The 25,417-nt window shown below is 68.7% G+C and carries 20 protein-coding genes and 1 pseudogene; 3 read left to right on the forward strand and 18 right to left on the reverse strand.

Translation table 11 applies throughout. From position 1 onward, the window contains the following. From AC6LJ2_RS26765 to AC6LJ2_RS26775, 3 genes and pseudogenes are all read right to left on the reverse strand, one after another. A pseudogene (locus AC6LJ2_RS26765) lies at nucleotides 1-272 on the reverse strand (alpha/beta fold hydrolase); the annotation flags it as partial. 5 nt (nucleotides 273-277) lie between these two features. Then, complete coding sequence (locus tag AC6LJ2_RS26770) at nucleotides 278-1,573, reverse strand: O-acetylhomoserine aminocarboxypropyltransferase/cysteine synthase family protein (RefSeq protein ID WP_175193575.1); 1,296 nt, start codon at nucleotides 1,571-1,573, stop codon at nucleotides 278-280. Nucleotides 1,574-1,607: 34 nt separating this feature from the next. Beyond that, complete coding sequence (locus AC6LJ2_RS26775) at nucleotides 1,608-2,747, reverse strand: aminotransferase class V-fold PLP-dependent enzyme (protein WP_498152535.1); 1,140 nt, start codon at nucleotides 2,745-2,747, stop codon at nucleotides 1,608-1,610. A gap of 169 nt (nucleotides 2,748-2,916) precedes the next feature. On the opposite strand from AC6LJ2_RS26775, the gene AC6LJ2_RS26780 reads away from it, so the two are divergent. Beyond that, nucleotides 2,917-3,942 carry an amino acid ABC transporter substrate-binding protein gene (locus AC6LJ2_RS26780; RefSeq protein ID WP_263912648.1) on the forward strand — a complete coding sequence of 342 codons (1,026 nt, stop codon included), beginning with the start codon at nucleotides 2,917-2,919 and terminating at the stop codon, nucleotides 3,940-3,942. A gap of 1 nt (nucleotide 3,943) precedes the next feature. Next, nucleotides 3,944-6,142, forward strand: a complete 2,199-nt coding sequence (locus AC6LJ2_RS26785; RefSeq protein WP_498152536.1) for an ABC transporter permease subunit — start codon at nucleotides 3,944-3,946, stop codon at nucleotides 6,140-6,142. Nucleotides 6,143-6,148: 6 nt separating this feature from the next. On the opposite strand, the gene ubiT is transcribed toward AC6LJ2_RS26785, so the two are convergent. The 15 genes from ubiT to AC6LJ2_RS26860 all read right to left on the reverse strand — a co-directional run bounded on the left by ubiT (nucleotide 6,149) and on the right by AC6LJ2_RS26860 (nucleotide 23,773). After that, nucleotides 6,149-6,580 (reverse strand): ubiquinone anaerobic biosynthesis accessory factor UbiT, encoded by a 432-nt coding sequence (ubiT, locus tag AC6LJ2_RS26790; protein ID WP_263912646.1) that lies wholly within the window; start codon nucleotides 6,578-6,580, stop codon nucleotides 6,149-6,151. Beyond that, nucleotides 6,577-7,467, reverse strand: a complete 891-nt coding sequence (locus AC6LJ2_RS26795) for a U32 family peptidase (protein WP_263912710.1) — start codon at nucleotides 7,465-7,467, stop codon at nucleotides 6,577-6,579. Before AC6LJ2_RS26795 ends, ubiT begins: the two co-directional genes overlap by 4 nt. Further along, a complete protein-coding gene (ubiU, locus tag AC6LJ2_RS26800; protein ID WP_263912645.1) occupies nucleotides 7,464-8,480 on the reverse strand; it encodes a ubiquinone anaerobic biosynthesis protein UbiU in 1,017 nt (338 codons plus the stop codon). Before ubiU ends, AC6LJ2_RS26795 begins: the two co-directional genes overlap by 4 nt. Before the next feature lie 95 nt (nucleotides 8,481-8,575). Further along, complete coding sequence (locus tag AC6LJ2_RS26805) at nucleotides 8,576-9,247, reverse strand: response regulator (RefSeq protein WP_263912644.1); 672 nt, start codon at nucleotides 9,245-9,247, stop codon at nucleotides 8,576-8,578. A 13-nt stretch (nucleotides 9,248-9,260) separates the two neighbouring features. Further along, nucleotides 9,261-11,198, reverse strand: a complete 1,938-nt coding sequence (locus tag AC6LJ2_RS26810; RefSeq protein ID WP_498152537.1) for a type IV pili methyl-accepting chemotaxis transducer N-terminal domain-containing protein — start codon at nucleotides 11,196-11,198, stop codon at nucleotides 9,261-9,263. A 53-nt stretch (nucleotides 11,199-11,251) separates the two neighbouring features. Next, nucleotides 11,252-11,749, reverse strand: coding sequence for a molybdopterin-guanine dinucleotide biosynthesis protein B (gene mobB / locus AC6LJ2_RS26815; protein WP_263912642.1), 498 nt, complete (start codon nucleotides 11,747-11,749; stop codon nucleotides 11,252-11,254). Further along, nucleotides 11,746-12,405 (reverse strand): carbonic anhydrase, encoded by a 660-nt coding sequence (locus tag AC6LJ2_RS26820; RefSeq protein ID WP_263912709.1) that lies wholly within the window; start codon nucleotides 12,403-12,405, stop codon nucleotides 11,746-11,748. Before AC6LJ2_RS26820 ends, mobB begins: the two co-directional genes overlap by 4 nt. A gap of 15 nt (nucleotides 12,406-12,420) precedes the next feature. Then, nucleotides 12,421-13,452, reverse strand: coding sequence for a GTP 3',8-cyclase MoaA (gene moaA, locus AC6LJ2_RS26825; protein WP_498152538.1), 1,032 nt, complete (start codon nucleotides 13,450-13,452; stop codon nucleotides 12,421-12,423). Further along, nucleotides 13,449-14,243 carry a peptidylprolyl isomerase gene (locus tag AC6LJ2_RS26830; RefSeq protein WP_498152539.1) on the reverse strand — a complete coding sequence of 265 codons (795 nt, stop codon included), beginning with the start codon at nucleotides 14,241-14,243 and terminating at the stop codon, nucleotides 13,449-13,451. Before AC6LJ2_RS26830 ends, moaA begins: the two co-directional genes overlap by 4 nt. A gap of 24 nt (nucleotides 14,244-14,267) precedes the next feature. Then, complete coding sequence (gene narI, locus AC6LJ2_RS26835; RefSeq protein ID WP_263912639.1) at nucleotides 14,268-14,951, reverse strand: respiratory nitrate reductase subunit gamma; 684 nt, start codon at nucleotides 14,949-14,951, stop codon at nucleotides 14,268-14,270. Between the two features lie 28 nt (nucleotides 14,952-14,979). After that, nucleotides 14,980-15,627 (reverse strand): nitrate reductase molybdenum cofactor assembly chaperone, encoded by a 648-nt coding sequence (gene narJ, locus AC6LJ2_RS26840; RefSeq protein WP_263912638.1) that lies wholly within the window; start codon nucleotides 15,625-15,627, stop codon nucleotides 14,980-14,982. Nucleotides 15,628-15,642: 15 nt separating this feature from the next. Beyond that, nucleotides 15,643-17,208 carry a nitrate reductase subunit beta gene (narH, locus tag AC6LJ2_RS26845; protein ID WP_263912637.1) on the reverse strand — a complete coding sequence of 522 codons (1,566 nt, stop codon included), beginning with the start codon at nucleotides 17,206-17,208 and terminating at the stop codon, nucleotides 15,643-15,645. Then, the gene (locus AC6LJ2_RS26850; protein WP_498152540.1) at nucleotides 17,205-20,960 is read right to left on the reverse strand and encodes a nitrate reductase subunit alpha; all 3,756 of its coding nucleotides are present in this window, start codon (nucleotides 20,958-20,960) and stop codon (nucleotides 17,205-17,207) included. Before AC6LJ2_RS26850 ends, narH begins: the two co-directional genes overlap by 4 nt. 150 nt (nucleotides 20,961-21,110) lie before the next feature. After that, the gene (locus tag AC6LJ2_RS26855; protein WP_498152541.1) at nucleotides 21,111-22,493 is read right to left on the reverse strand and encodes a NarK family nitrate/nitrite MFS transporter; all 1,383 of its coding nucleotides are present in this window, start codon (nucleotides 22,491-22,493) and stop codon (nucleotides 21,111-21,113) included. 20 nt (nucleotides 22,494-22,513) lie between these two features. Beyond that, nucleotides 22,514-23,773 (reverse strand): MFS transporter, encoded by a 1,260-nt coding sequence (locus AC6LJ2_RS26860; RefSeq protein WP_263912634.1) that lies wholly within the window; start codon nucleotides 23,771-23,773, stop codon nucleotides 22,514-22,516. Nucleotides 23,774-24,014: 241 nt separating this feature from the next. On the opposite strand from AC6LJ2_RS26860, the gene AC6LJ2_RS26865 reads away from it, so the two are divergent. Further along, a complete protein-coding gene (locus AC6LJ2_RS26865; RefSeq protein ID WP_263912633.1) occupies nucleotides 24,015-25,277 on the forward strand; it encodes an NnrS family protein in 1,263 nt (420 codons plus the stop codon). The last annotated feature ends 140 nt before the right edge of the window (nucleotides 25,278-25,417 follow it).

The following is a 25,417-nucleotide window of genomic DNA, read 5'->3' on the forward strand; positions in this document are numbered from 1 at the left end:
TCTTCGACGAGGGTGTTGATGTGGGGGCCGGGCTCCAGGGGGCGCGGCGGGCCCCCCGCGCGGGGAAGGGGGGGGCAAGAGGGGGGGGGGCGGGGGCCCGGCGGCGGGGGGCCCACGGGCCGCCAGCACCAGCCGCCGTGCCACGAGCCGTGCGCCAGCACGTAGGTCTTGGCGCGGGCGGCTTGCGGCTGGGCCGCGATGGCCGGGGCCGCCGCCAGCGCGGGCAGGCCCGCGGCCAGCTTCAACAGGGTTCTGCGGTGCATCATCGTCATGCCGTTCACACCTTGGCCAGGGCCTGGTCCAGATCGGCCAGCAGGTCGTCGATGTGCTCGATGCCGATGGACAGGCGCACGGTTTCTTCGCGCACGCCGGCCTTTTGCAGCTCTTCGGGGTTCAACTGGCGGTGGGTGGTGGACGCCGGGTGCGTCGCCAGCGACTTGGCGTCGCCGATGTTGACCAGGCGGGTAAACAGTTGCAGCGCGTCTTGGAAGCGCGCGCCGGCTTCGCGGCCGCCCTTCACGCCGAACGTGAACAGGCCCGGGGCCTTGCCGCCCAGGTACTTCTGCACCAGCGCGTGGTCGGGATGGTCCGGCAGGCCGGCGTAGTTGACCCATTCGACCTTGGCGTGTTCGCGCAGGTAGCGCGCCACCTTGACGGCATTTTCCACGATGCGGTCCACGCGCAGCGCCAGCGTTTCGATGCCTTGCAGGATCTGGAACGAGTTGAACGGCGAGATCGCCGCACCCGTGTTGCGCAGCGGCACCACGCGGGCGCGGCCGATGTAGGCGGCCGGGCCGAAGGCTTCGGTGTAGACCACGCCGTGGTAGCTGACGTCGGGTTCGTTCAGGCGCTTGAAGCGGGCCTTGTGCTCGGCCCAGGGGAACTTGCCCGAATCGATGATGGCGCCGCCCAGGCTGGTGCCGTGGCCGCCCAGGTACTTGGTCAGCGACTGCACCACGATGTCGGCGCCGTGCTCGATGGGGCGCAGCAGGTACGGCGACGGCACGGTGTTGTCGACGATCAGCGGCAGGCCGTGGCGGTGGGCCAGTTCGGCCAGCGCGGCGATGTCGGTGATGTTGCCCAGCGGGTTGCCGACGGACTCGGCGAAGATGGCCTTGGTGCGGTCGTCGATCTGCGCTTCGAAGGCGGCCAGGTCGCTGGGGTTGGCAAAGCGCGTGGTGATGCCGTATTGCGGCAGCGTGTGCGCGAACAGGTTGTAGGTGCCGCCGTACAGCGTGCTGGACGAGACGATGTTGTCGCCGGCTTCGGCGATGGTCAGGATGGCGTAGGTGACCGCGGCCTGGCCCGAGGCCAGCGCCAGCGCGGCGATGCCGCCTTCCAGGGCCGCCACGCGCTGTTCCAGCACGTCGGTGGTCGGGTTCATGATGCGGGTGTAGATGTTGCCCGCGACCTTCAGGTCGAACAGGTCCGCGCCATGTTGCGTGTCGTCAAAGGCATACGCCACGGTCTGGTAGATCGGCACGGCCACGGCGCGCGTGGTCGGGTCGGGACGATAGCCGCCGTGCACGGCAATGGTTTCCAGCCGCCAGTCGGGCTTTTTCGCTTCAGTCATGTGTCTCTCCTTGAGATGCGTAATGGTGGGGGGATCAGGCGGCGAACCCGCGCGCGGCGCGCAGGATGCGTTCGATGTCCCCGTGATTGTTGTAGGCGCCGACGGACAGGCGCAGGTAACCATACTCGACAATGCTGGCCACCACACCCTCGCGGGCCAGGTGCGCCAGCGCGGCGGCCGGATCGGCCACGCGTACGGCCGTGGTGGTGCTGCGCAAGGCGTCGTCGGCTGGGGATACTACCTGCAGCCCCAGTGCGCGTAAACCATCGCTCAATGCCGTGGACAGTTCCATCACCCACGGTTCGATGCGTTCGGGCTGCGCCCATTCAATGAGATCCAGCGCGCCGGCCAGGCCGGCGATACCGGGATAGTTCAGGTTGCCCGATTCCAGGCGGCGGGCATCGCCCGCGTCCGACACGGCCACCTGCCATTGCAGGCCGGCCTTGCCCAGCGTGGTCACTTCGGACGGGCCGATATAGAGCGGGTCCAGCGCCTGCAGCAAGCGCGGCGACACGTGCAGAAAGCCCACGCCCAACGGCCCCAGCAAGCCCTTGTGCGAGCCGCAGGCGAAAGCATCCACGCCCCAGGCGTCGACCTGGGCGCGCAGCAGGCCCGCGCCCTGGATGCCGTCGACCACCAGCCAGATGCCGCGTTCGGCGCAGCGTCGGCCCAGTTCGGCGATATCGGTGCGCAGGCCCGTGCCGTACTGCACCCACGACACGGCGATCAGGCGCGTGCGCGCGTCGACGTGCTGCCACAGGTCATCCACCGTATAGCGGCCGGCGCGCGACGGCGGCACGCGCACCTGCACGCCGCGACGGCGCAGGTTGAGCCACGGCAAGGCGTTGGTGGGATGTTCCTGGTCGTCGACGATGAGATTGTCGCCCTCTTGCCAGGCCAGGCCTTGCGCCACGGTGTTCAGGCCTTCGGTGGTGTTCTTCATAAAGGCCACGCGGCGCGCGTCGCCGCCGATCAGGCGGGCCAGGCGCGGGCGCAAGGCTGCCGCGTCGCGCAGCCATTGCGGCTTGTCGCTGCGGGCATGCGTGATGCCGTCAAAGAAGTCCGCCACCGCAGCGGCCACCTTGGGCGCCAAGGGGCTGGTGTAGGCGATGTTGGCGTAGGCCTTGTCGCGTGTGATGGGAAACAACTGCCTGAATTCGTCCTGCCAGCTCATGCGCGACCTTCTTCGTCCGTGCAACTTGGTATGGACGGATTCTAGGTATATGACGCGAATCTGGATAAGGCTAAGTTCTCATAACCATATGACCATATAGTCGCTCGCCGCACGGGTGCGCCACCCTAGAATTCATGCCTTTCTTGCATACAACGAATACGGGAACGGCATGCGGTTGATCTCTATACTCAAGACCGCCGGCGTGGCGGCGGCGCTGGCTTATGCCGGCGCATCCACGGCAGGCGTCACGGTCGACGCCATCAAGAAGCGCGGCGAACTGGTGTGCGGCGTGAGCCAGGGCTCGGCGGGCCTGTCCATTGCCGACAAGCAGGGCCGCTGGACGGGCCTGGATGCCGACCTGTGCCGCGCGCTGGCTGCCGCCGTGCTCGGCGATCCCGAAAAGACCCGCTTCGTGCCGCTCAGTTCGCAGCAGCGCTTTCCCGCCCTGCAAGGCGGCGAGATCGACGTGCTGAACCGCAACACCACCATCACCTCGGGCCGCGACGCCGGGCTGGGCATCGTGTCCGCCGGCATCGTGTTCTACGACGGCCAGGGCTTCCTGGTGCCGCGCAAGCTGGGCGTGAAAAGCGCCACCGAGCTGGACGGCGCGCAGGTCTGCGTGCAGCCGGGCACCGTCAACGAGCAGAACCTGGTCGACTACTTCAAGAAGAACAAGCTCACCTATCGCCCCGTGGTGATCGAGAACCTGGTGGAACTGGAGCAGGCCTTCTACGCCGGCCGCTGCGACGTCTACCTGTCGGATGCGTCCACGCTGGCCGCCAGCCGCGCCGCGCGCGCCGCCAATCCGGACGACTTCGTCATCCTGCCCGAACGCATCAACAAGTCGCCGCTGGGCCCCTTCGTGCGCCAGGACGACCCGAACTGGACCGCGATCGTGCGCTGGACGGTGAACGCGCTGGTGGCCGCCGAGGAACTGGGCATCACATCCAAAAACGTCGACAGCCAGGCGCAGAGCACCGATGCCCAGGTGCGCCGTCTGCTGGGCCTGGACCCGGGCATCGGCAAGAGCTTCGGCCTGGACGAAGGCTGGGCCCGCCACGTCATCAAGGCGGTCGGCAACTACGGTGAAGTGTGGGACCGCAACCTGGGCGCGGCCACGCCGCTCAAGCTGGAGCGCGGCCTGAACGCGCAGTGGAACAAGGGCGGGCTGCTGTATTCGCCGCCGTTCCAATGACATGATCGCCACCCTTGCCCTGCCCGGGAGCCCCGCCCTGCGGCGCTGGCTGCCCGCCCTGGCCTGGACCCTGGCGCTGGGGGGCATGGCCGCCATACTGATCCTGCACATCGAATCCGTGCAGGCGGCGCGCGGCATCCGCGGCGGCTTCGGCTTCCTGTTCCAGCCGGCGGGCTTTCGCATTTCGGAAAGCCTGCTGCCGGTCACGCCTGAAGATCCGTACTGGATGTCGATTGCCGCGGGGCTGGTCAATACGCTGACGGTGGCGTGGGTCGCCATCCCCATCGCGACGCTGCTGGGGATCGGGCTGGGGCTGCTGCGCCTGTCGTCGCAGCCACTGGCCGCGCGCACCGCCGCGGCCATCATCGCGCCGCTGCGCAATACGCCGGTGCTGCTGCAACTGTTCGTCTGGTATGGCCTGCTGCTGCGCCTGCCGGATGCGCGTCAGGCGTGGCAGCCGCTGCCGTCGGTGCTGCTGTCCAATCGGGGACTGGCGCTGCCTGCCCTGCACGGTTGGCTGCCGTATGCCCTGGCGGCGGTGGGCGCTTTGCTGATCGGCTGGCTGGCGCATCGACGGTGGGGCCGCGGGATCGGATCCCGCTCAAGCCGGCTCGCCCAAGGCGCCACGTGGCTGCTGCCGCTGGCGCTGGTCCTGCTGGCCTGGACACTGCTGCCCCCCTTGACGATCGATCTGCCCGTCAGGCGCGGCCTGGGCCTGCAAGGCGGCTGGCAGCCCAGCATCGAATTCGCGGCGCTGGCCATCGGCCTGATCGTCTTCCATGCCGCGTACATCGCCGACATCGTGCGCGCCGCGGTGCGCGCGGTGCCGGTCGGCCTGGTGGAAGCCGGCCAGGCCATGGCCCTGACGCCGGCCAGCGTGTTGCGCCGGGTGATCGCGCCCTATGCCGCGCGCGTCGCCCTGCCGCCGTACGCCAACCAGTGCCTGGCGCTGGTCAAGAACAGCACGCTGGCGATTGCCATCGGCTACCAGGAACTGATGGCCGTCATCAACACCGCCATCACGCAGACCGGGCTGGCGCTGGAAGGCATTGCCCTGGCGGTCGCCGTGTACCTGGGCCTGGCGCTGGCGCTGGGCGGCGCCTTGTCCGCCTGGAACGCGCGCCATGCGCGCCACGGCCCCGGCGACAGCCACGGCGCCCGCCTGGGTGACCGGCCGGGCCTGCCGCTCCTGGGCGGGGACGCGCGCCGTGCAACCCCCTGGCGCCGTTGGCTGGGATCGGCCGTGGTGGCCATGCTGCTGGCCACCGCTGCCTGGGCTGTACTGGATTGGGCCGTGCTGCGCGCGGTGTGGCAAGGCACACCGGCCGAGTGCGCCGCGGCCGCCGGTGCCTGCTGGGCCGCCGTGACCGACAACGTGCCGCTGCTGCTGTTCGGCGCCATGGCGCCAGAGGACCGGCCCCAGGCCCTGGTAGCTTGCGCCGCGCTGCTGGCCGGCGTAGCGGTAGCGCTGGGCGCTGGCCGCCTGCCGGCGCGCGTGCGCCTGGCGCTGATTGCGCTGGCGCTGGCCGTGACCGTGGCCGCGCTGGCCGCAGGCCCCTGGGGCGCGGCCATCGGCCCGCTGCGCTGGGGCGGCCTGCTGGTGACGCTGATCCTGGCGATCTCGGCGCTGGTGGCGGCGGTGCCATTGGCGTTCGGACTGGCGCTGCTGCGCCGCTCGGGCAGCCGCGGCGGCTCGCTGGCGGCGGCGGCGCTGATCGAGGCCGTGCGCGGCGTGCCGCTGGTGACGCAATTGCTGTTCGCCTCTTTCGTGCTGCCGCTGCTCCTGGGCGGCGGCGTGTCCAAGTTCAGCATGGCGCTGGCGGCGCTGACGCTGCACACCGCCTGCCTGCTGGCCGAGGTGCTGCGCGGCGCCTTGCAGGCCATTCCCGCGGGTCAGATGATGGCGGCGCGCGCGCTGGGCATGCGCCCCGCCGTGGCGTACTGGACGGTGATCTGGCCGCAGGCGCGCCGCATTGCCGCGCCCGCCGCGCTGGGCGTGTTCGTCGGCGCCGTCAAAGATACGTCGCTGGTCAGCATCATCGGCGTGTTCGACGTGCTGGGCGCGGCCAAGTCGGTGGTCGCGGGCACCGACTGGCGGCCCTATCACGTCGAGGTCTACCTTGCGGTAGCGCTGCTGTATTTCGCGGCCAGCCTGGCGTTGTCGCGCGTGGCGCGGGCGATGGAAGGCCGGCGGGGCTGAGCCCGCCTACCGCACCGCCGCCAGGCGTTGCAGCCAGGCGGGGCGCGGCGCGGCATCCAGCCAGTTCTTCACGATCAGCCCCAGTTCGGTATCGCCCGAAATGCGCAGCCGGCGCTGGAAGAACAGCGTATCGGCGTCGGTCTCGGCGCGCATCAGCGCCAGCAGGTCGGCCAGACGCGCCCCCAGCTCCAGCTCGCAGGCAGACCCTTCCCAGCGCGGGCGGAAGGCGCCGCCGCGCACCGCGAAACTGCTGCGCAGGCCCAGGTCTTCGACCGTGATGGCAAAACTGCGGCCGTCCAATTCCGGCGGCGGCGCCAGCCATTTCAGGCGCCGCGCCAATTCCAGCCCGGCCACGCAATGCAGCGAGGCCAGCGGCGCCGGCACGCGGCGGCCCAGACGCGCCACCACGGACGACAAGGTGAAGGCAGTGTGGCTCATGCGCGCTCCTGCCAGGCGATGCCCGATTGCCCATGGAAATAGCCGTTGCAGCGGCCGATGCCGGCGGGCGGGGCAACCTCGTCCTGCGCCCGGCCTTGGCGTACGGCGTCCAACGCGGCGATGGCTTCCAACGTGCCGCTCGATTGCGGGCTGACGCGCAGCACCTGTGCGCCCAGGTCCGCCAGGTAGGCCGCCTGGTCCAATAGGTCCAGGCACGCGGCCGACTGCACCTGGATGCCGTTGATCGCCAGGAATTCGCGCGATTCCCGGGTGCGCATGTCCAGGCCGTCGGGATGCTCGATGCAGCGGAATCCGCAATCGTCCTTCTTCAGGCGAAAGTGGCGCGCGGTGAAGCAACGCGCCGAAAACGCCAGCGCCATGCGGCCCCACACCATGACTTCGGCCTGCAAGCCCGCCGGCCGCTCGGCCAGCAGCCGGGCCAGCGCGTTCACATGCATTTCCAGCGGCGCCACGAAGCGCGCCGCGCCCCGTGCGGCCAGCCATTCCAGCGTGCCACCGTGGTACGCGTTCATGTGCGGGCCGGCCACGAACGGCCGCCCGCCCAGATGGCGCAACGCGCCGACCTCGCCGGCTTCCACCATGTAGTCATCCTGCTCGCACAGGCGCCGTAACGCCGACGCCTCGGCGCCGGTTTCGATCAGCGTGCGGGCCGACAGCACCACGTCCTTGCCGGCGGCGCGCAGGTCGCGGGCAAGGTCCAGCCAGTCGTCGGCGCGCAGTTCGTGGCGTCGGCTACAGACGGTTTCTCCCACGTAGAGGATGTCGACGGGGCTGTCGGCCAGCGCCGCATAGAATTCCAGCGTGCGCGCACGCGGCCAGTAATACAGCAGCGGACCCGCCGAAATGCGAAAAGCCTTGGGTTTCATTTCCATGGACGTTCGAATGCGCCTTGCGTGACTTGGGAACCCTCGGCATGGCGCGCCAGCATGGCGTTCCAGTCGGGGCGCGGGGAATAGCGATTGGGATCGGCATGGGCGCTGTCCAGCGCCGCGCGCAGCGTGGACACCACCTGCGTGACATAGGCGGGGCTGCGCTGGCGCCCTTCTATCTTCACGGCCGACACGCCCATTTCGGCCAGCTTGGGCAACAGACCAATGGCGTTCAGGCTGGTGGGTTCTTCCAGCGCGTGGTCGGCATGGCCGTCGACCTCGAAGCGGCCCTTGCACAACGTCGGGTACGCGGCAGGCTCGCCGGGCTCATAACGGTCGATCAGGATGCCGTTCAGGCGCGCATCCAGGCGGCCGTCCTGCTCGACCCAGCGCACCGCGCCGGCCGGCGAACAGACGCCCTTGTTGTTGGGCGAATCGCCGGTGGCATAGGACGACAGCAGGCAGCGCCCTTCGGCCATGACGCACAGGCTGCCGAAGCCGAAGACTTCCACCTCGACACTGACGTTGGCGCAGATGCGCGCGATCTCGGCCAGGGTCAAGACTCGTGGCAGCACCACGCGGCGGATGCCGAACTGCTCTTTCATCAGTTCGATGGCGTCGGCGTGCGTGGCCGAGCCCTGCACCGACAGATGCAGCCGCAGGTCGGGATAGCGGTCGCGGGCATAGCCCAGCAAGCCGGCGTCGGCCATGATGACGGCGTCGGCGCCCAGCGCATGGGCGGCATCGACCGCCTCGCGCCATTCGTGGCCGCGGCCGGGTTGCACGAAGGTATTGATGGCGAACAGCACCTGCCGCCCCTTGGCGTGAGCCAGGGCGACGCCGGCGCGGATATCGCTTTCGGTGAAATTGAGCCCGGCGAAGTTGCGGGCGTTGGTGGCGTTCTTCAGGCCCAGGTAGACGGTGTCGGCGCCTGCCTCGATCGCCGCCTTCAGCGCGGCCAGGCTGCCGGCGGGCGCCACGAGTTCCAACGGAGAGGTTCGGGTATGCATGCCGGCCAGTCTAGGGGCCGGCCGGCGGCAAGGCCTTGTCGCAGATCAAAGGGCCGGGCGGCGGCGGCGCTCAGCCACCCATGGTCGGCCCCGGCTCAGGCCGGGTCGTCGCCATGCAGGCCGTGCTCGACCGCGTACACGGCCACCTGCACCCGGCTGGTCAGGTTGAGCTTTTTCAGCACGTTCTGCACGTGGATCTTGACGGTGCTTTCGCTGACATCGAGTTCGCGCGCAATGACCTTGTTGCTGGCGCCGCGCGCCAGGCACTGCACGATCTGGCGTTCGCGTGCCGTCAGGCGGTGGCGCTCGGCCTGCCCGCCCGCCCCCTGGGCCGCCAGATTGGCCTGGCCGCGGAATTGTTCCACCAGCTTGGCCGTCATGCTTTCGGCGATGACCGGTTCGCCGCCGGCCGCGCGGCGCACGGCCGACGTCAGCACGTCGGCGTCGATGTTCTTGAGCAGGTAGCCGCGGGCACCATCGCGCAGCGCCTGGCCCAGCTCGTCGGCTTCTTCGGACACGGTCAGGATGATGACCGCGCTGGACGGCACGTCCTGCGTCAGGAGCTGCAGCGTTTCCAGGCCCGACAGGCCGGGCATGTTCAGGTCCAGCAGCACCACGTCGGGCTGCAATTCCTTGGCGCGCTTGACGCCTTCGACGCCGTCGCCGGCCTCGGCCACGACCTCGAAATCGGGCTGGCGCTGCAACAGCAGGCGCATTCCCGAACGGAACAGGGTGTGGTCGTCGACGAGCAGGATACGGATGGGCATGGTCTTGATGGGGTCAGGCGGCCTGGCGTTCGGCGCCGGGCAGCAGCAGCGCGATGTGCGTGCCGTGGCCGGGACGGGACTGCATTTTAATCGTGGCGTGCATGCGCGCGGCGCGTTCGCGCATGATGTGCAGGCCCACGTGGGCCTCGCCGCGGCGCGCCACTTCGGCCGGGTCGTAGCCCTGGCCATTGTCGATGATGTCCAGGCTGAAATCGCGTGCGTTGCGCACGCGAATCTCGACCCGGTCGGCCTCGGAATGCTTGCGCACGTTGGACAGGGCTTCCTGCAGGATGAACAGCACCTGCAACTGCTGCTCGGGCGGCAGCGGCGCGCCCTCGCCCTGCTCGAACGCCAGCGTGATGGGCAGGCCGGTCTGTCGCCGAAAGCGTTCCACCGTGTCCTGCATGGCATCGCGCAGGTCGCCCTGGCCCAGCTTGCTGCGGAAGTTGTTCAACAGCTCGCGCACGTCCTGGTAGCTTTCGTCCACGGCGGTGCGCAGCAGCGGCAGGATCTCGTCGATTTCGGCCTGGTCGCCGCGCTTGACCGCCGCGTCCAGCAGTTGCAGTTGCAGGTTCAGGAAGTTCAGCCCCTGCGCCAGGCTGTCGTGCAGGCCTTGCGCCACCAGCCCGCGCTCTTGCACCACGGCCAGCTGGCGCGCCTGGGCGGAGAGGCGGCGGTTGTCCAGCGCCACGCCCAGGTGCTGGCCCAGGGTTTCCAGCAGCTGCGATTCGGACGGGGCCAATTGGCGCGGGCTGCGAAAATGCAGCGAATACGACCCCAGCACCTCGTCGCGCGTCACGATGCGAAACACCGCCACGCTGGCAAAGCCGTCGCGCTGGCAGTTCAGGTCCTGCGGCGCCGGCGCCTGGCGCAGGTCCTGAATGACGATCACGCCGGCCTGGCGCGTGGCCACGCCACAGTAGCAATCGTCGACCCGCATGCAGTGTTCGGATTCGACCAGGTCTTCGGACAAGCCCACCGACACCACCAGGTTGAGCGTGTCGTTGTCCGGGTCCAGCGCGCGGATGCTGCCGCCTTCGGCATCGAACTGCAGCATCACCCGGCGCAGAAACCCCTGGCACATGGCCTCGATCTCGTTGGGCTGGTTCAGAAAGGCGGCCATGTCGTACAGCGCGCCGATGTCGCGGTTCTGCGCGGCCAGCTGGGCGGTCTTTTCGCCCACCCGCTGCTCCAGCCCCGTGTACAGGCCCTGCAACTCATCGGCCATGCGGTTGAAGCCGCGCGCCAACACGCCGAATTCATCGCGGCTTTCGACCGGCAGGCGGGTGCTGAATTCGCGCGCCGCCATGCGTTGCAGCCCGTCGCGCAGACGCAGCACGGGCGAGATGATCCACAGGTACAGCAGGTAGATCATGGCCAGGGTGCCGGCGCTGGCAATCGCCGCCAGCACGCCCTGCGACAGCCGCAGCGACGTGGTCTTGCCAGCGTTGTCCTGCTCGATCATGCGCACCAGGGCATCGGCCCGGGCCACGAAATCGGGCAGCGTTTCCAGGTACTCGGCAGCGTCTTCGCGTTCGATGGCGCGCACCGCCGCCGGCCGCATGATGCGGCGCCAATAGTCGGCCACGCCCAGCCATTGCTCGCGGATGGCCGGATCGTTCGGAATGAACAGCGGCCGCGCCGGGTTGCCGCGCGCCAGCCGGGCGATGGTGTCGTCCATCAGGCGCAGCTGTTCGTCGGTGCGGACCTGGCGGCCGGCCTGGGGCCGCATCAGTTCCACCGCCACCCGGTTGGCGCGCATGCGCAGGCTGCCGGTGTCGTTGATGGCGGCGCCCGCGCCTTCCAGCTGCCACGACAGCCACAGCGTCCAGCTGACCATGCTGAGCACCACGATCAGCGCCACCAGCGAACTGGCGATGATGCGGGTGGACAGGCGATGCCGCGACGACGGCAGGCCGTCGGCATCGGCGGGGGGAACAGACAGGGGCATGGCGGCGGGACTTGCGGGGGCTTTGAATGAAAATCGCGGAAGATCAGTGTAGTTCAGTCACACCCGACCGTGCGCCGGATGAAGGCGGCCACCGCGGCCGGATCATTCAGCGGCAGGCACGGCAAGCGCGTGTCCAGCACCGCGTCGGTCACCACCGCCAGGAAGCGGGAATCGTCCACGTGCAGCGGCGGCTTGCCCAACGCCGGCCGGTAGACCTCGATGCGCGGAATGTCCGCGTGCTTGAAGCCTTCGACCAGCACCAGGTCGGCGGGCGCCAGCCGCGCCACCTGCTCTGTCAGCGACGGTTCCGGGGCATCGCGCAGCTCGTGCACGATGGCGTAGCGAAACGGCGACGCCACCATCACCTCGCGCGCCCCGGCCTGGCGAAAACGCGCGCTGTCCTTGCCGGGCGGCTCCATCTGGAAATCGTGGTGGCTGTGCTTGATGACGCTGACCGCCAGCCCGGCCGCGCCCAGGAGGGGCAGCATGGCTTCGATCAGGGTGGTCTTGCCGCTGCCGGAGCGGCCGGCGATGCCGAATACGGGGGTCATGCTGGCTCCGTGAACAAAGGACACACGATGGGCAGGAACGCGTCCGCCCGCGCCGAGTATGCCAGCAAAGCCCCCGCCACCAGGTCGAAATACCAGCCGTGCAGGGTCAGGCCGCCCGCCGCGACACGCCGCCCCACGCAGGGCAGGGCTTCCAGGTTGCGCAGCGAGATCAGGATGGACGCCTGCTCGCAGGCCCGCCGCCGCTCGTCGCGGGACGCCTCGGGCATCTGGCTCAGCACGCGCTGGCGGGCCGGTTCGGCGATGTCCATCCAGCGGTTCAGGTAGTCGGGGTCGCCGTCGCTGCGGGCGGGCCGGTCCATCAGCGCGCGGATGCCGCCGCACTGCGCATGGCCCAGCACGATGATCCGGCTGACCGCCAGCTGCTCGACGGCGAACTGGATCGCGGCCAGCACGCCATGGTGGCCCTGGTCGCGGTCGGCCGGCGGCACCAGGTTGGCCACGTTGCGCACGGTGAAGATGTCGCCCGGATCGCAGCCCAGCAGCATGGCCGGGTCCACCCGCGAATCGCAACAGCCCACCAGCAAGGTGCTGGGGTGCTGGCCATCGCGCAGGTTGCGGTACAGCGACGGGGTGGCCTCGTAGTATTGATGCTGGAAGCGCTGAAAGCCATCGACCAACCGTTCGATGTCGCCCATGCGTTGGCCCATGCTTTACCCCCCCGTCTGCGACATGAAGCGCACGATGCGTTCGGGCCGGGTGGTGAACTCGTGCCTTTCCGGCTTGGCGGCGATGCCGGCGCGGATCGCCTGCTGCAACGCGGCGTCGCTGGCCCCGGCGCGCAGCAATCGTCCCAGCGGCACCTGGTCTTCCTGGCCCAGGCACAGGTACAGGGTGCCGTCCACGCCCAGGCGGACGCGGTTGCAGGTCGCGCAGAAGTGCCGCGACAGCGGCGTGATGACACCCAGCGCCGGCGCCCCGGCGCCCGCCGTCCAGTAGCGCGCCGGGCCCGCGCCCTGCCCGGCCAGCGCCGGCACCAGGCCATGGTCGGCCGCCAGCCGCGCGCCCAGGGCGCCCAGGTCGGCATGGGCGTAACGGCGGCCGCAGTCGCCCATCGGCATGGGCTCGATCAGGCGCAGGATGAAGCCCTGCGCCAGCGCGTAGCCCAGCAGCCGGCGCACGTCGGCCTCGGGCGTGGCGGCATGCACCACGCTATTGAGCTTGATCGGCGCAAAACCCGCGTCCCGCGCCGCCTTCAGGCCGGACAGCACCGCGTCCAGGCAATCGCGGCCGGTGATGCGGGTGAATTCGGCGGCGTCCAGGGTATCCAGGCTGATGTTGAGCCGGCGGACCCCGGCGGCGCGCAGCGCCCGGGCATGGCGGGCCAGTCGGGTGCCGTTGGTGGACACCGACAGGTCCACGACGCCGGCCAGCGCGGCAATGGCGCCCGCCAGGTCCGCCACGCCGCGGCGCAGCAAGGGCTCGCCGCCAGTCAGGCGCACTTTGCTGACCCCCAGGCCGGCGAACAGGCCCACCAGCCTGGCCATTTCGTCATGACGCAGCCAGTTGGCGGGCGTCTCGAAGCCTTTGAAGCCCTTGGGCATGCAGTAGCCGCAGCGCAGGTCGCAGCGGTCCGTGACCGATACGCGCAGGTAGTCGATGCGGCGGCCATGCCCGTCGATGAGGCCCAGCGGACCCGTGGCGGCGGCCTTGCCGGCAGGATCGCTTGCCGGTGGCGGGTTCATGACGGGCTCCCGAAGACCCGGTCGTCCTCTGCCCCGCCCAGGTCGATGCCGCGCACGTCGGCGCGCTCGACCAGCAGCTTCACGTACTGGCGCCAGGCGGTGTCGCGGCTCAGCGCCGACAAGGCCGCGGCGATCTGCGCGCGCACCTCGTCAAAGGGCAGCCGCCGCCCTTCCACCCGCCGCGTGACCCGCACGATATGCAGGCCATGGCGGGTTTGCAGCACCTGCGGCAACAGGCCGCCGGCCGGCAAGGCGAACACCGCCTTTTCGAATTCAGGCACCGTGTAGCCGCGCGCCAGCTGCCCCAGGTTGCCGCCCAGCGCCGCCGACGGACAGTTGGATTGCTGCCGCGCCACCTCGGCAAAGCGCGACGGGTCGGCCAGCAGGTCCGCCAGCACCGCGTCGGCATGGGCGCGCAGCATGTCCAGGTTCACGCCCGGCGTGACCTGGAACAGGATGTGGTCGGCCTCGATCAGTTCGCCCACCACGAAGCGCTGGGGGTTGGACTGGTAATAGCGCAGGCAGGCGGCCTCGTCGGCCTCGGGCGTCGGCGCCTGGCGGTCCAGCAAGGCGCCGATGACCTCGTCCTCGCCTGCGGGGTCGGGGTCGGCATCCGCCTGCCCACCCTGCGCGCGCTCCACCCCCTGCCGCACGGCTTCATCCAGCAGCACCCGCCGCAGCACCAGCGCCGTGATGGCGGCGCGCATGGGGTTGGCGGCATCCGCATGCCGCGGCAGTTCTTGTTCCAGCTCGGCGTCGTTCAGTTCGACGCCATTGACGATCACAGGCATGTCCGGCTCCTTGGAAAACGCGCCTCAGCGCGGACGCACCAGTTGCCAGGCGCGGCCCAGGTAGCCCAGCGACGCAAAGCCGCTCCAGACGTGCACCAGCCGGGTGAAGGGAAAGATCACGAACAGCGTCAGGCCCATGAACAGATGCGCCTTGAACAGCAGCGGCACGTCGGCGATGTGGCTGGCGGCGTCGCCACGCAGGGTCACGATGTGCTGCGCCCAGGTCATCAGGCGCACCATCATCTCGCCGTCCATGTGGCCGGCCGACAGCGCGATGGTCGACAGCCCCAGCAGCAGCGTGACCAGGATCCACAGCAACAGCAGCCTGTCGCCAGGGCGGGTGGTCTTGCGGATGCGCGGGTCGCTCAGGCGGCGGTGGATCAGGATCAACAGGCCGATCAGGCACAGCCCGCCCATGACGCCGCCGGCCACCATGGCCACGGTCTGCTTGAGCGTGTGCGACACGCCCAGCCAGTCCCACACCGCCACGGGGGTCAACAGGCCCGCCAGGTGGCCGAAGAACAGCCCCAGGATGCCGATGTGGAAAAGGATATTGCCCAGCCGCAGCTGGCCGCGGTGCAGCAGTTGCGAGCTGTCCGTCTTCCAGGTGTATTGCTCGCGCTCGAAACGCGCCAGGCTGCCGAGCAGGAACACCGTCAGCGCGATGTAGGGGTAGATGCCGAAGAGGAACTGATTCAGGGAATTCATGATGCTTGGGTCCTGAAAAGACGCGGATTCAATGGGCGGCGGGCGCGCGCGGATAGAACCGCACCGCCTGCGCGCCGTCGCCCGAGAATGGCCGCAGGAGCGGCTCGACGCCATCGGGGCCGGCGCCGAAGGTTTCCATCGCCTCGTCCATGTCGCGCACGGGCGGCGCGGTCTGCTCGCGCGGCGTCACCCGCGACAGGCCGCGCAGCACGGCGAATACGCTGGCGTAGGGGCTTTCGCTGCGGGCCAGGCGCGCGCCCACCGCCGCCAGCACGTGGATGGCTTCGTCCAGCAGGTCCTGCGCCACGGCCGGGTCGATGACGCCCAGGAACTCCAGGAACAGCGGCACGTGGTCCGGCAGTTCGGACACCACTGGCTCGAAGCCATGGCCGCGGTAGGTGTCCAGCAGGTCGACCATGGCCTGGCCCCGGTCGCGGCTTTCGCCGTGCACGTGTTCGAACAGGTGCAGCGAATGGGCGCGGTTGCGGTCGAAGGTGGCGACGTAGTTTTCCTGCAGGGCGATCAGGTCATGGCTGGCCAGGTAGCCGACCAGGGGTTGCAGGGTTTCCTCGGCGTCGGGGTGGGCGGCAAGCTGCGCCTCGACCTCGGACAAGGCGTCCAGCAGATCCTGTTCGGGGTAGCAGAGCAGCGCGGAAAGCAGGCGGTACAGGTTCATGGTGTTTCTCCTGGGTCAGGCCGCGGCGGCCTTCTTGCGCGACTTGGGCATCTCGATGAATATCTCGCTGCCCTGGGGCTTGCGGCCGAACAGCGTGCCTTCCGACACCCCGCCCGAGCAGCCGTTGCCGAAGGTGAAGCCGCAGCTGCCCTTCTCGTTGAAGCTGTCTTCGACGATTTCCTTGTGGCTGCCGGGCACGACGAAGCGGTCTTCGTAGTTGGCGATCGCCATGATGCGATACATGTCCTGCACGGTGGCGTCCGTCAGGCCTACCTGTTCCAGCAGCGCGGTGTCGCGTTCGCCGTGCACGGTTTCCGACCGTTTGTAGGCGCGCATGGCCAGCATGCGTTCCAGCGCCTGCAGCACCGGCGCTTCCTTGCCGGCGGTCAGCAGGTTGGCCAGGTAGCGCACCGGAATGCGCAGGCTGGCCACGTCCGGAATCATCGCGCTCTTGCCCAGCGTGCGCTGGGGCATCCGGCCCGCTTCGGCCGCTGTCTGGATGGGCGACAGCGGCGGGATGTACCAGACCATGGGCAAGGTGCGGTATTCGGGATGCAGCGGGAAGGCGACGCGCCACTGCACCGCCATCTTGTAGACCGGCGACTGGCGCGCGGCCTCCAGCCACGATTCGGGAATGCCCTGTTCACGCGCCGCGGCGATCACCTCGGGCGAATGCGGGTCCAGGAACAGGCCCAGCTGCGACTCATACAGGTCCTGCTCGTCGCCCACGGCGGCGGCGCGTTCGATCTGGTCGGCGTCGTACAGCAGCACGCCCAGGTAGCGGATGCGGCCCACGCAGGTTTCCGAGCACACCGTGGGCTGGCCGGCTTCGATGCGCGGGTAGCAGAAGGTGCACTTCTCGGCCTTGCCGCTGTGCCAGTTGTAGTAGATCTTCTTGTACGGGCAGCCCGAAATGCACATGCGCCAGCCGCGGCACTTGTCCTGGTCGACCAGCACGATGCCGTCTTCTTCGCGCTTGTAGATCGAGCCCGACGGGCAGCTGGCGACACAGGCCGGGTTCAGGCAGTGTTCGCACAGGCGCGGCAGGTACATCATGAAGGTGTTCTCGAACGTCGAGTACATCTCTTTCTGCACGCCTTCGAACAGCGCGTCGCGGCTGCGCGACGCGAATTCGCCGCCCAGGTCGTCTTCCCAGTTCGGGCCCCAGACGATCTTGTCCATCTTCTTGCCGGTCAGCACCGACACCGGGCGCGCGGTGGGCGGCGTCTGCGACAGGGGCGCGTTCTTCAGGTGTTCGTAGTCGAAGGTGAAGGGTTCGTAGTAGTCGTCGATCTGCGGCAGGTTGGGGTTGGCGAACAGGTTCGCCAGGATGCGCAGCTTGCCGCCCTGGCGCGGTTCCAGCTTGCCGGCCGCGGTGCGCTTCCAGCCGCCCTTCCACTTTTCCTGGTTTTCCCATTCTTTGGGATAACCGATGCCGGGCTTGGTTTCAACGTTGTTGAACCAGGCGTATTCGACGCCGTCGCGGCTGGTCCAGACGTTCTTGCAGGTGACCGAGCAAGTGTGGCAGCCGATGCACTTGTCCAGGTTCAGCACCATGCCGATTTGGGCGCGTATCCTCATGATTGCTTCTCTTCCAGTTGCGTTGCGGCGGCGGGGTCTTCCACCAGCGGGCCTTCCAGCCAGTCCACTTTCTTCATTTTGCGCAGCACCACGAATTCGTCGCGGTTGGCGCCCACGGTGCCGTAGTAATTGAAGCCGTAGGCCTGCTGCGCGTAGCCGCCGATCATGTGCGTGGGCTTGAGCACCGTGCGCGTCACCGAGTTATGGATGCCGCCGCGCTTGCCGCTGGTTTCCGCGCCGGGCACGTTCACGATCTTTTCCTGGGCGTGGTACATCAGGCACATGCCCACCGGCACGCGCTGGCTGACCACCACGCGGGCGGTCAGCGTGCCGTTGACGTTGAAGACCTCGACCCAGTCGTTGTCGACCAGCCCGGCCTGCCTGGCCTCGGTCTCGGACACCCACACGTGGGGGCCGCCGCGGCTCAGGGTCAGCATGCGCAGGTTGTCGGAATAGGTGCTGTGGATGCCCCACTTCTGGTGCGGCGTCAGCCAATTGAGCACCAGTTCCTTTTCACCGTTGGGGTAGCGGCCCAGCATCGGCGCGATGGTCTTGGTGTCGATGGCGGGCTTGTACACGCACAGGCCTTCGCCGAAATCCAGCATCCAGCGGTGGTCCTGGTAGAACTGCTGGCGGCCGGTAAGGGTGCGCCATGGGATCAGCTCGTGCACGTTGGTGTAGCCGGCGTTGTAGCTGACCTCTTCGCTTTCCAGGCCCGACCAGGTGGGCGCCGAAATGATCTTGCGCGGCTGCGCCTGGATGTCGCGAAAGCGGATCTTGTCGTGCTCACGGCCCGTGGCCAGGTGGGTGTGGTCGCGCCCGGTGATCTTGCCCAGCGCTTCCCAGGCCTTGACCGACACGTGGCCGTTGGTCTCGGGCGCGAAGGTCAGGATCATCTCGGCCGCGTCGATGGCGGTATCCAGCCGCGGCCGGCCCTGGCTCACGCCCGTCTCGGCCACGTGGTCGTTGATGCCGCCCAGTTCGTGCACCTCGTGCTCGGTGTTCCAGTTGATGCCCTTGCCGCCGTTGCCCAGCTTGTCCAGCAGCGGGCCCACCGACGTGAACTTGCGGTAGATGTCGTTGTAGTCGCGTTCCACCACCGTCATGTTGGGCGCCGTCTTGCCCGGCACCAGGTCGCACTGGCCCAGCTTCCAGTCCTTGGGCTCGAAGGCCTGGCCCAGCTCGCCCGGGGTGTCGTGCATCAGCGGCGTCAGCACCAGGTCGCGGCGCTTGCCCAGGTAGGGGCCGCCGATGTCGCTGAACTTCCTGGCGAGCAGCTTGTAGATTTCCCAGTCGGTCTTGCTTTCCCACAGCGGCTGCACCGCTTCGCTCAAGGGGTGGATGAACGGGTGCATGTCCGACGTGTTCAGGTCGTCTTTCTCGTACCAGGTGGCGGTGGGCAGCACGATGTCGCCGTACAGGCAGGTGGTGCTCATGCGGAAGTCCAGCACTGTCAGCAGGTCCAGCTTGCCTTCGGCCGCATCTTCTTCATAGGTGACCTCGGTCGGCCGGATCGCATCGCCTTCGTCGCCGAAGACGGCGTTCTGCGTGCCCAGCAGGTACTTCAGGAAGTACTCGTGGCCCTTGCCGCTGGACCCCAGGATGTTCGAGCGCCACACGAACATGTTGCGCGGGAAGTTGGCGGGGTCGTCGGGGTTTTCGCACGACATGCGCAACTCGCCGGACTTCAACTGTTCCACCGCATGAGCCACCGGGTCCTTGCCCGCGGCCGCGGCCTGGTCGGTCAGGTCCAGCGGATTGGTGCGCAGCTGCGGCGCCGACGGCAGCCAGCCCATGCGCTCGGCGCGGGCGTTCAGGTCGATCATGCTCAGGTCGCCGTAGCGGCCGCGGTCGGCGGTGGGGCCGAGCACTTCCTGCACGTGCAGCTTTTCGTGGCGCCATTGGCTGGTGTGGGCGTAGAAGAACGAGGTGCCGTTCATCTGGCGCGGCGGGCGCACCCAGTCGGACGCAAACGCCAGCGGCGCCCAGCCGAACTGCGGCCGCAGCTTTTCCTGGCCCACGTAGTGCGCCCAGCCGCCGCCGCTCTTGCCCACGCAGCCGCACATCATCAGCATGTTGATGATGCCGCGGTAGATCATGTCCATGTGGTACCAGTGGTTCAGGCCGGCGCCCACGATGACCATGGACTTGCCCTCGGTGTCATGCGCGTTCTGGGCGAACTCGCGCGCCACCTGGATCACCTGCGCGCGCGGCACGCCGGTGTGCTTTTCCTGCCAGGCCGGGGTGTAGGGCACGTCATCGTCGTACGACGTGGCCACATTGCCGCCGCCCAGGCCGCGGTCCAGGCCGTAGTTGGCCATCTGCAGGTCGTACACGCTGGCCACCAGGGCCTCGCTGCCGTCCGCCAGGCGGATGCGGCGGGCCGGCACGTTGCGCACCATCAGCTCGTCGTGTTCGGCGCCGAAGTACGGGAAACCCACGCCCACCACGGCGTCGGCCTGGTCGATCAGGCTGAGCACCGGCTCGATCTCGCGGCCGCTGCCGCCGTCGCGCGATTCCAGGTTCCAGCGGCCGACCTTCTCGCCGCCATTGACCGCGCCCTCGCCCCAGCGAAAGCCGATGCTGCCGTTGGGCGCCACCAGGTCGCCGCTGGCGGCATCGAATACCAGCGTCTTCCAGTCGGGGTTGTTCTGTTCGCCCAGCGCGCCGTCCAGGTGCGAGGCGCGCAGGAAATGGTCGGGCGCATGGAAGCCGTCGCGTTCCTGCAGCAGCACCAGCATGGGCATGTCGGTGTAGCGGCGCACGTAGTCGCGGAAATACGCCGAGGCGCCGGACAGGTGGAATTCCTTCAGGATGACGTGGCCCATGGCCATGGCCAGCGCGGCGTCGGTGCCCTGCTTGGGCGCCAGCCAGATGTCGCCGAACTTGACCATTTCGCCGAAGTCGCTGGACACGGCCACCGTCTTGGTGCCCTTGTAGCGGACCTCGGTGTAGAAGTGGGCGTCGGGCGTGCGCGTCTGCGGCACGTTCGAGCCCCAGACCATCAGGTAGGTCGAGTTGTACCAGTCGGCCGATTCGGGCACGTCGGTCTGCTCGCCCCAGACCTGCGGGCTGGCCGGCGGCAGGTCGCAGTACCAGTCGTAGAAGCTCAGGCAGGCGCCGCCCAACAGGCTCAGGTAGCGGGCGCCGGCGGCGTAGCTGACCATCGACATGGCCGGAATCGGCGAAAAACCGATCAGGCGGTCGGGGCCGAATTGCTTGATGGTGTAGGCGTTGGCGGCGGCAATCATTTCCATCGCCGTGTCCCAGTCGGTACGCACGAAGCCGCCCAGGCCGCGAACCGACTTGTAGCGCCTGGCCCGCACGGGGTCCTGGCTGATCCATTCCCAGGCCGCGATCGGGTCCAGGGTCTTGCGGGCCTCGCGCCACATTTCCATCAGGCGGCCGCGCATCATCGGGTATTTCACGCGCTGGGCGGAATAGACGTACCAGCTGTAGGACGCACCCCGCGGACAGCCGCGCGGCTCGTGGTTGGGCAGGTCGGGCCGCGTGCGCGGGTAGTCGGTCTGCTGGGTTTCCCAGGTGATCAGGCCATTCTTGACGTACACCTTCCACGAGCACGAGCCCGTGCAGTTCACGCCGTGGGTCGAGCGCACCACCTTGTCGTGCTGCCAGCGGGCGCGATAGGCGTTTTCCCACTTGCGGTCTTCATTGACCAGCTCGCCGTGACCGTCCGCGAAGGTGGATTTCACCCGCGACATGAACTTCAACCGGTCCAGAAAATGACTCATTATGGTTCTCCAAGGGCGCCGGGTTTGCCGGCGCGTACTGCAATCAGTGCTGTCCAGACCACTTTAGGCGCGGGCCCGGCGGGCGACCATTCGCCAGTGGCATAGGCCGGGCGCGGCAGAGTGACTAGTCACCCCGGCCAGCCCGGCGCTTCAGCAGGGCACTGGCGCGTTGCGGCGCGCGTAGTACCACCAGGTGATCACCATGCAGGTGGCGTAAAAGCCGATGAAGCACAGCAGCGCGGCCTGCGCGCCGCCCGTCAGGTCCAGCGACGTGCCGAAGCTGCGCGGGATGAAAAAGCCGCCGTAGGCGCCGATCGCGCCGGAAAAGCCCAGCACCGCGGCCGACTCGCGCGCCGCGTCCGTCAGCGCCTGCTTCTGGGCGGCCGCCCCCTTGCCTTGCGCGGCCTGGGTGCGTTCGCGCAGGAAAATCACGGGAATCATGCGGAAGGTGGACCCGTTGCCCACGCCGGTCAGCGCGAACAGCACGATGAACATGGCCAGAAAGCCGTTGAAGTCACCGCCCTGCCCGTTCACCGGCAGGAACGCCATCACGCCCAGCACGGCGGCGATCATGCCGGCGAAGGTGAACAAGGTGACCCGCGCGCCGCCCAGCTTGTCGGACACCCAACCGCCCACCGGGCGGGTCAGCGAGCCCACCAGTGGCCCCAGGAAGGCGTAGGTGGTGGGATCGACCTGCGGGAACAGGGTCTTGGTCAGCATGGCGAAGCCGGCCGAAAAGCCGATGAACGAGCCGAACGTGCCCACATACAGCCAGCACATCAGCCAGTTGTGCTTGCGCTTGAAAATCACGGCCTGGTCGGCGAACGACGCACGCGCGTCGGCGATGTCGTTCATGCCGAACCAGGCGGCCAGCGACGCCAGCGCGATGGGCAAGACCCAGATGAAGCCGGCGTTCTGCAGCCACAGGCTGCGCGGCGCCGCGCCCGCCACGGTCTGCGGATCGCCGCCCAGGGCGCCGAACATGCCCACCGAGATCACCACCGGCACCACGAACTGCGCCAGGGACACGCCCAGGTTGCCGATGCCGGCGTTCAGCCCGGTCGCCAGCCCCTTCTTTTCCTTGGGAAAGAAGAAGCTGATGTTGGCCATGCTGGAACTGAAATTGCCGCCGCCCAGGCCGCACAGCAGCGCCAGGATCAGCAAGGTGGGAAACGAGGTCGTCGGATCACGCAGCGCGAAGCCCATGCCCAGCGCCGGGATCAGCAGCGAGGCGGTGGAGATCGCCGTCCACTTGCGGCCGCCGAACACCGGCACCAGGAACGAATAGAAGATGCGCAGCGTGGCGCCCGACAAGGCGGGCAGCGCGGTCAGCCAGAACAGCTGGTTCTTGGACAGCATGAAGCCGGCGCGATCCAGGTTCACGACCACCACGCTCCACAGCATCCAGATGCTGAACGCCAGCATCAGCGCGGGAATCGAGATCCACAGGTTGCGATTGGCGATGCGCGCGCCGGTCTGTTTCCAGAAGCCGGGGTTTTCCGGCTCCCAGCGCGCCAGGACATGGGTAGACATAGGGTTCTCCGATCAGAGGGTCAGGCGGCTTGCCGCCGGGCGATGGCGGCGCTTTCGGGCCGGAAACTGAAATGCATGAAGATGAGCGACACGCAGACCGTGCCGTACAGCAGCATGAAGGCGCTGGAGCGCACGCCGGTCAGGTCCAGCAGCACGCCGAACAGGATCGGCAGCACGAAGCCGCCCAGGCCGCCGGCCAGGCCGACGATGCCGGACACGGCGCCGATGTTGTCGCTGAACTCATCCGAGATGAACTTGAAGACCGAGGCCTTGCCGATCGCCATCGCAATGCCCACCACGAACAGCAGCACGGTGAAGCTGATGGGGCCCAGGGCGATGTCGAACTGGCGCGGGCCGCCGGTGGTCAGGACGGTGAAGTGCGTCTGCGGATAGCTCAGGATGAAGAAAGCCACCCAGCACACCCACATCACCCACCAGGTGGTCTTGTAGGCGCCGTAGCGGTCCGAGATCCAGCCGCCCAGGGCGCGCAGCACGCCGCCCGGCAAGGAGAAGCAGGCGGCCAGCAACGCGGCCAGCTTCATGTCGAAGCCGTATTCGCCGATGTAGTACTTGGTCATCCACAGCGCCAGCGCCACGTAGCCGCCGAACACCACCGAGTAGTACTGGCAGTAGCGCCACACCCGCGGGTCCTTCAGCATGGCGAACTGGGCCGACAGGCTGGCCCCGCCCGCCACGCGGTGCGAGGGGTCCGACGCCGAGAACAGCCAGAACAGGATCGCCGTCACCAGCAGCGCCACGGCATACACCTGCGGCACGATGACCCAGGCGCCGCCCGCCGCCGCGATCAGCGCGGGGGCCACGAACTTGGTGATGGCCGAGCCCGAATTGCCGGCGCCGAACACGCCCATGGCCAGGCCCTGCTTGCTGCGGGGAAACCAGCGCGCCACGTACGGCGTGCCGACCGAGAACGACCCGCCGGTCAGGCCCACGAACAGCGCCAGCACCAGGAATTGCCAGTACTGCGTGGCGTACGACAGCAGCCAGATCGGCACCACCGCCAGCAGCATCAGCACGAAGAACACGGGCCGGCCGCCGTAACGGTCGGTCCAGATGCCCAGCGGCACGCGCACCAGCGAACCGGTCAGCACCGGCATGGCGGCCAGCAGGCCGAATTCGGTTTCAGACAGGCCCAGCTGGGCCTTGATGGGAATGCCCAGCACCGCAAAGATCATCCACACCGCAAAACAGATGGTGAAGGCGAAGGTGCTGGATACCAGGACCCGCAGGGGCGCGCTGGCCGAGGGGTGAGTTGATGCCATGGTGATTCTCGCTTGTTGTGCACTCGGATACGACTGCACCCAGCGTAGGCATGCCGGCCCTTGCCCACCATTGCCCACCCGACCAAACACCCCCTGCCGTTGTGACTAGTCACCCCCGGGAAGCGGCCGCGTTTGCGCGGGATCAACCCGCCGCGCTGGCCGCAGGCCGGTTGACGGTATTAATATGTATTTGAAATGCATGTTTATTGCCGCCCTGGCGGCCACGACGGGCGGAGACCCCATGAACCCCCTGCTGACCCTGGAAGAACCCTCTGCGCCCCACGACGCGAACCGGCCGCCGGCGCCCGACTGGCGCGCCTTCACGGAAATGGGCTTTCGCCCGCTGTACCTGGCCGGCTGCGCCTGGGCGCTGGTTTCCGTACTGCTCTGGGTGTTCGCGCCCACCCGGCTGACGGGCCTGTTGACCGCCATGCCGTGGCACGCCCACGAGATGCTGTGGGGCTTTGTCGCCACCATCGCGGTGGGCTTCCTGCTGACGGCCGGCGCCAACTGGACCGGCAGGAATCCCCTGCGCGGCCTGCCGCTGGCGCTGCTGTGCGGCGTCTGGCTGGTGGCGCGCGCCGCCTACCTGGCGCCGGGCACGGTGGCGCTGTACACGGCCGCAGGCGCCGACCTGCTGTTCTTCCTGTGGGGCGCCGCGGCGCTGGGCCGTTCGGTCTGGGTCACGCGCAACCGCCGCAACTACGGCGTGCCGCTGCTGTTGGTGGCGCTAGCCGTCGCCCACCTGCTGTATGTGCGCGCGGCGCTGGCCGGCGACTACCTCGCGCTGATGCGCTACTTCAACGCCGGCCTGCTGAGCATGGCGGTGCTGACCCTGCTGATCGCGCGGCGCGTCATCCCCTTCTTTGCCAAGCGCGCCGTCGCCGGCCTGGACATTCCCCCGCACACCCGCAGCGGCCATTGGCAGCTGGCCACGGGCGTGCTGGCCATCGCCTGCCTGCTGGCGGGTGCCCCGCGCCTGGCTGCACTGTTGCTGGCGGCCACGGGCCTGATTGCGCTGGCGCAATGGCTGGCCTGGAAGCCCTGGGCCGCGCGCCGCGTGCCGCTCTTGTGGATCTTGTATGCGGGTTATGCCGGCCTGGGCATCGGCCTGCTGGTGGGCGCGGCGCAACTGGCCGGCTATGTGCTGCGGCCCGCCTGGCCCGCGCACGTCATCGGCGTGGCCGGCTTTTCGGTGCTGATCCTGGGCATGGCCACGCGCACCGCGCTGGGCCATCTGGGCCGGCCCCTGCGCACCGACCGCAGCATGGTGCTGAGCTATGCGCTGGTGATCCTGGCGGCGCTGCTGCGCCTGGCCGCGCTACTGCCCACCGCGGGTGCGCCGGGCCTGCTGCACGCGTCGGCCGCCGCCTGGGCGCTGGCGTTCGGGCTGTACCTGTGGCGCTTTGCGCCGTGGATGATCCGGCCGCGCTTTGACGCGCCGGCCCAGGGCGCGGCGCCGATGATGCGCATCGTGCCGGCGGGGCCGCGGCAGGCGCCTTGAACGGCACGCCGGCGGCCCCGCCCGCCCCCGCGGCGAGTCCCCCCGACCCCGGCCGGACCCCGGCCGGACCGCGCGTCGCGCCGCCTGTTTCGCGCCAGCCGCCTCTTCAATGCCCTCTGCCCAGCCTTGACCTTCCGCAT

The sequence above is a fragment of the Achromobacter sp. 1014246743 genome (assembly GCF_059760725.1).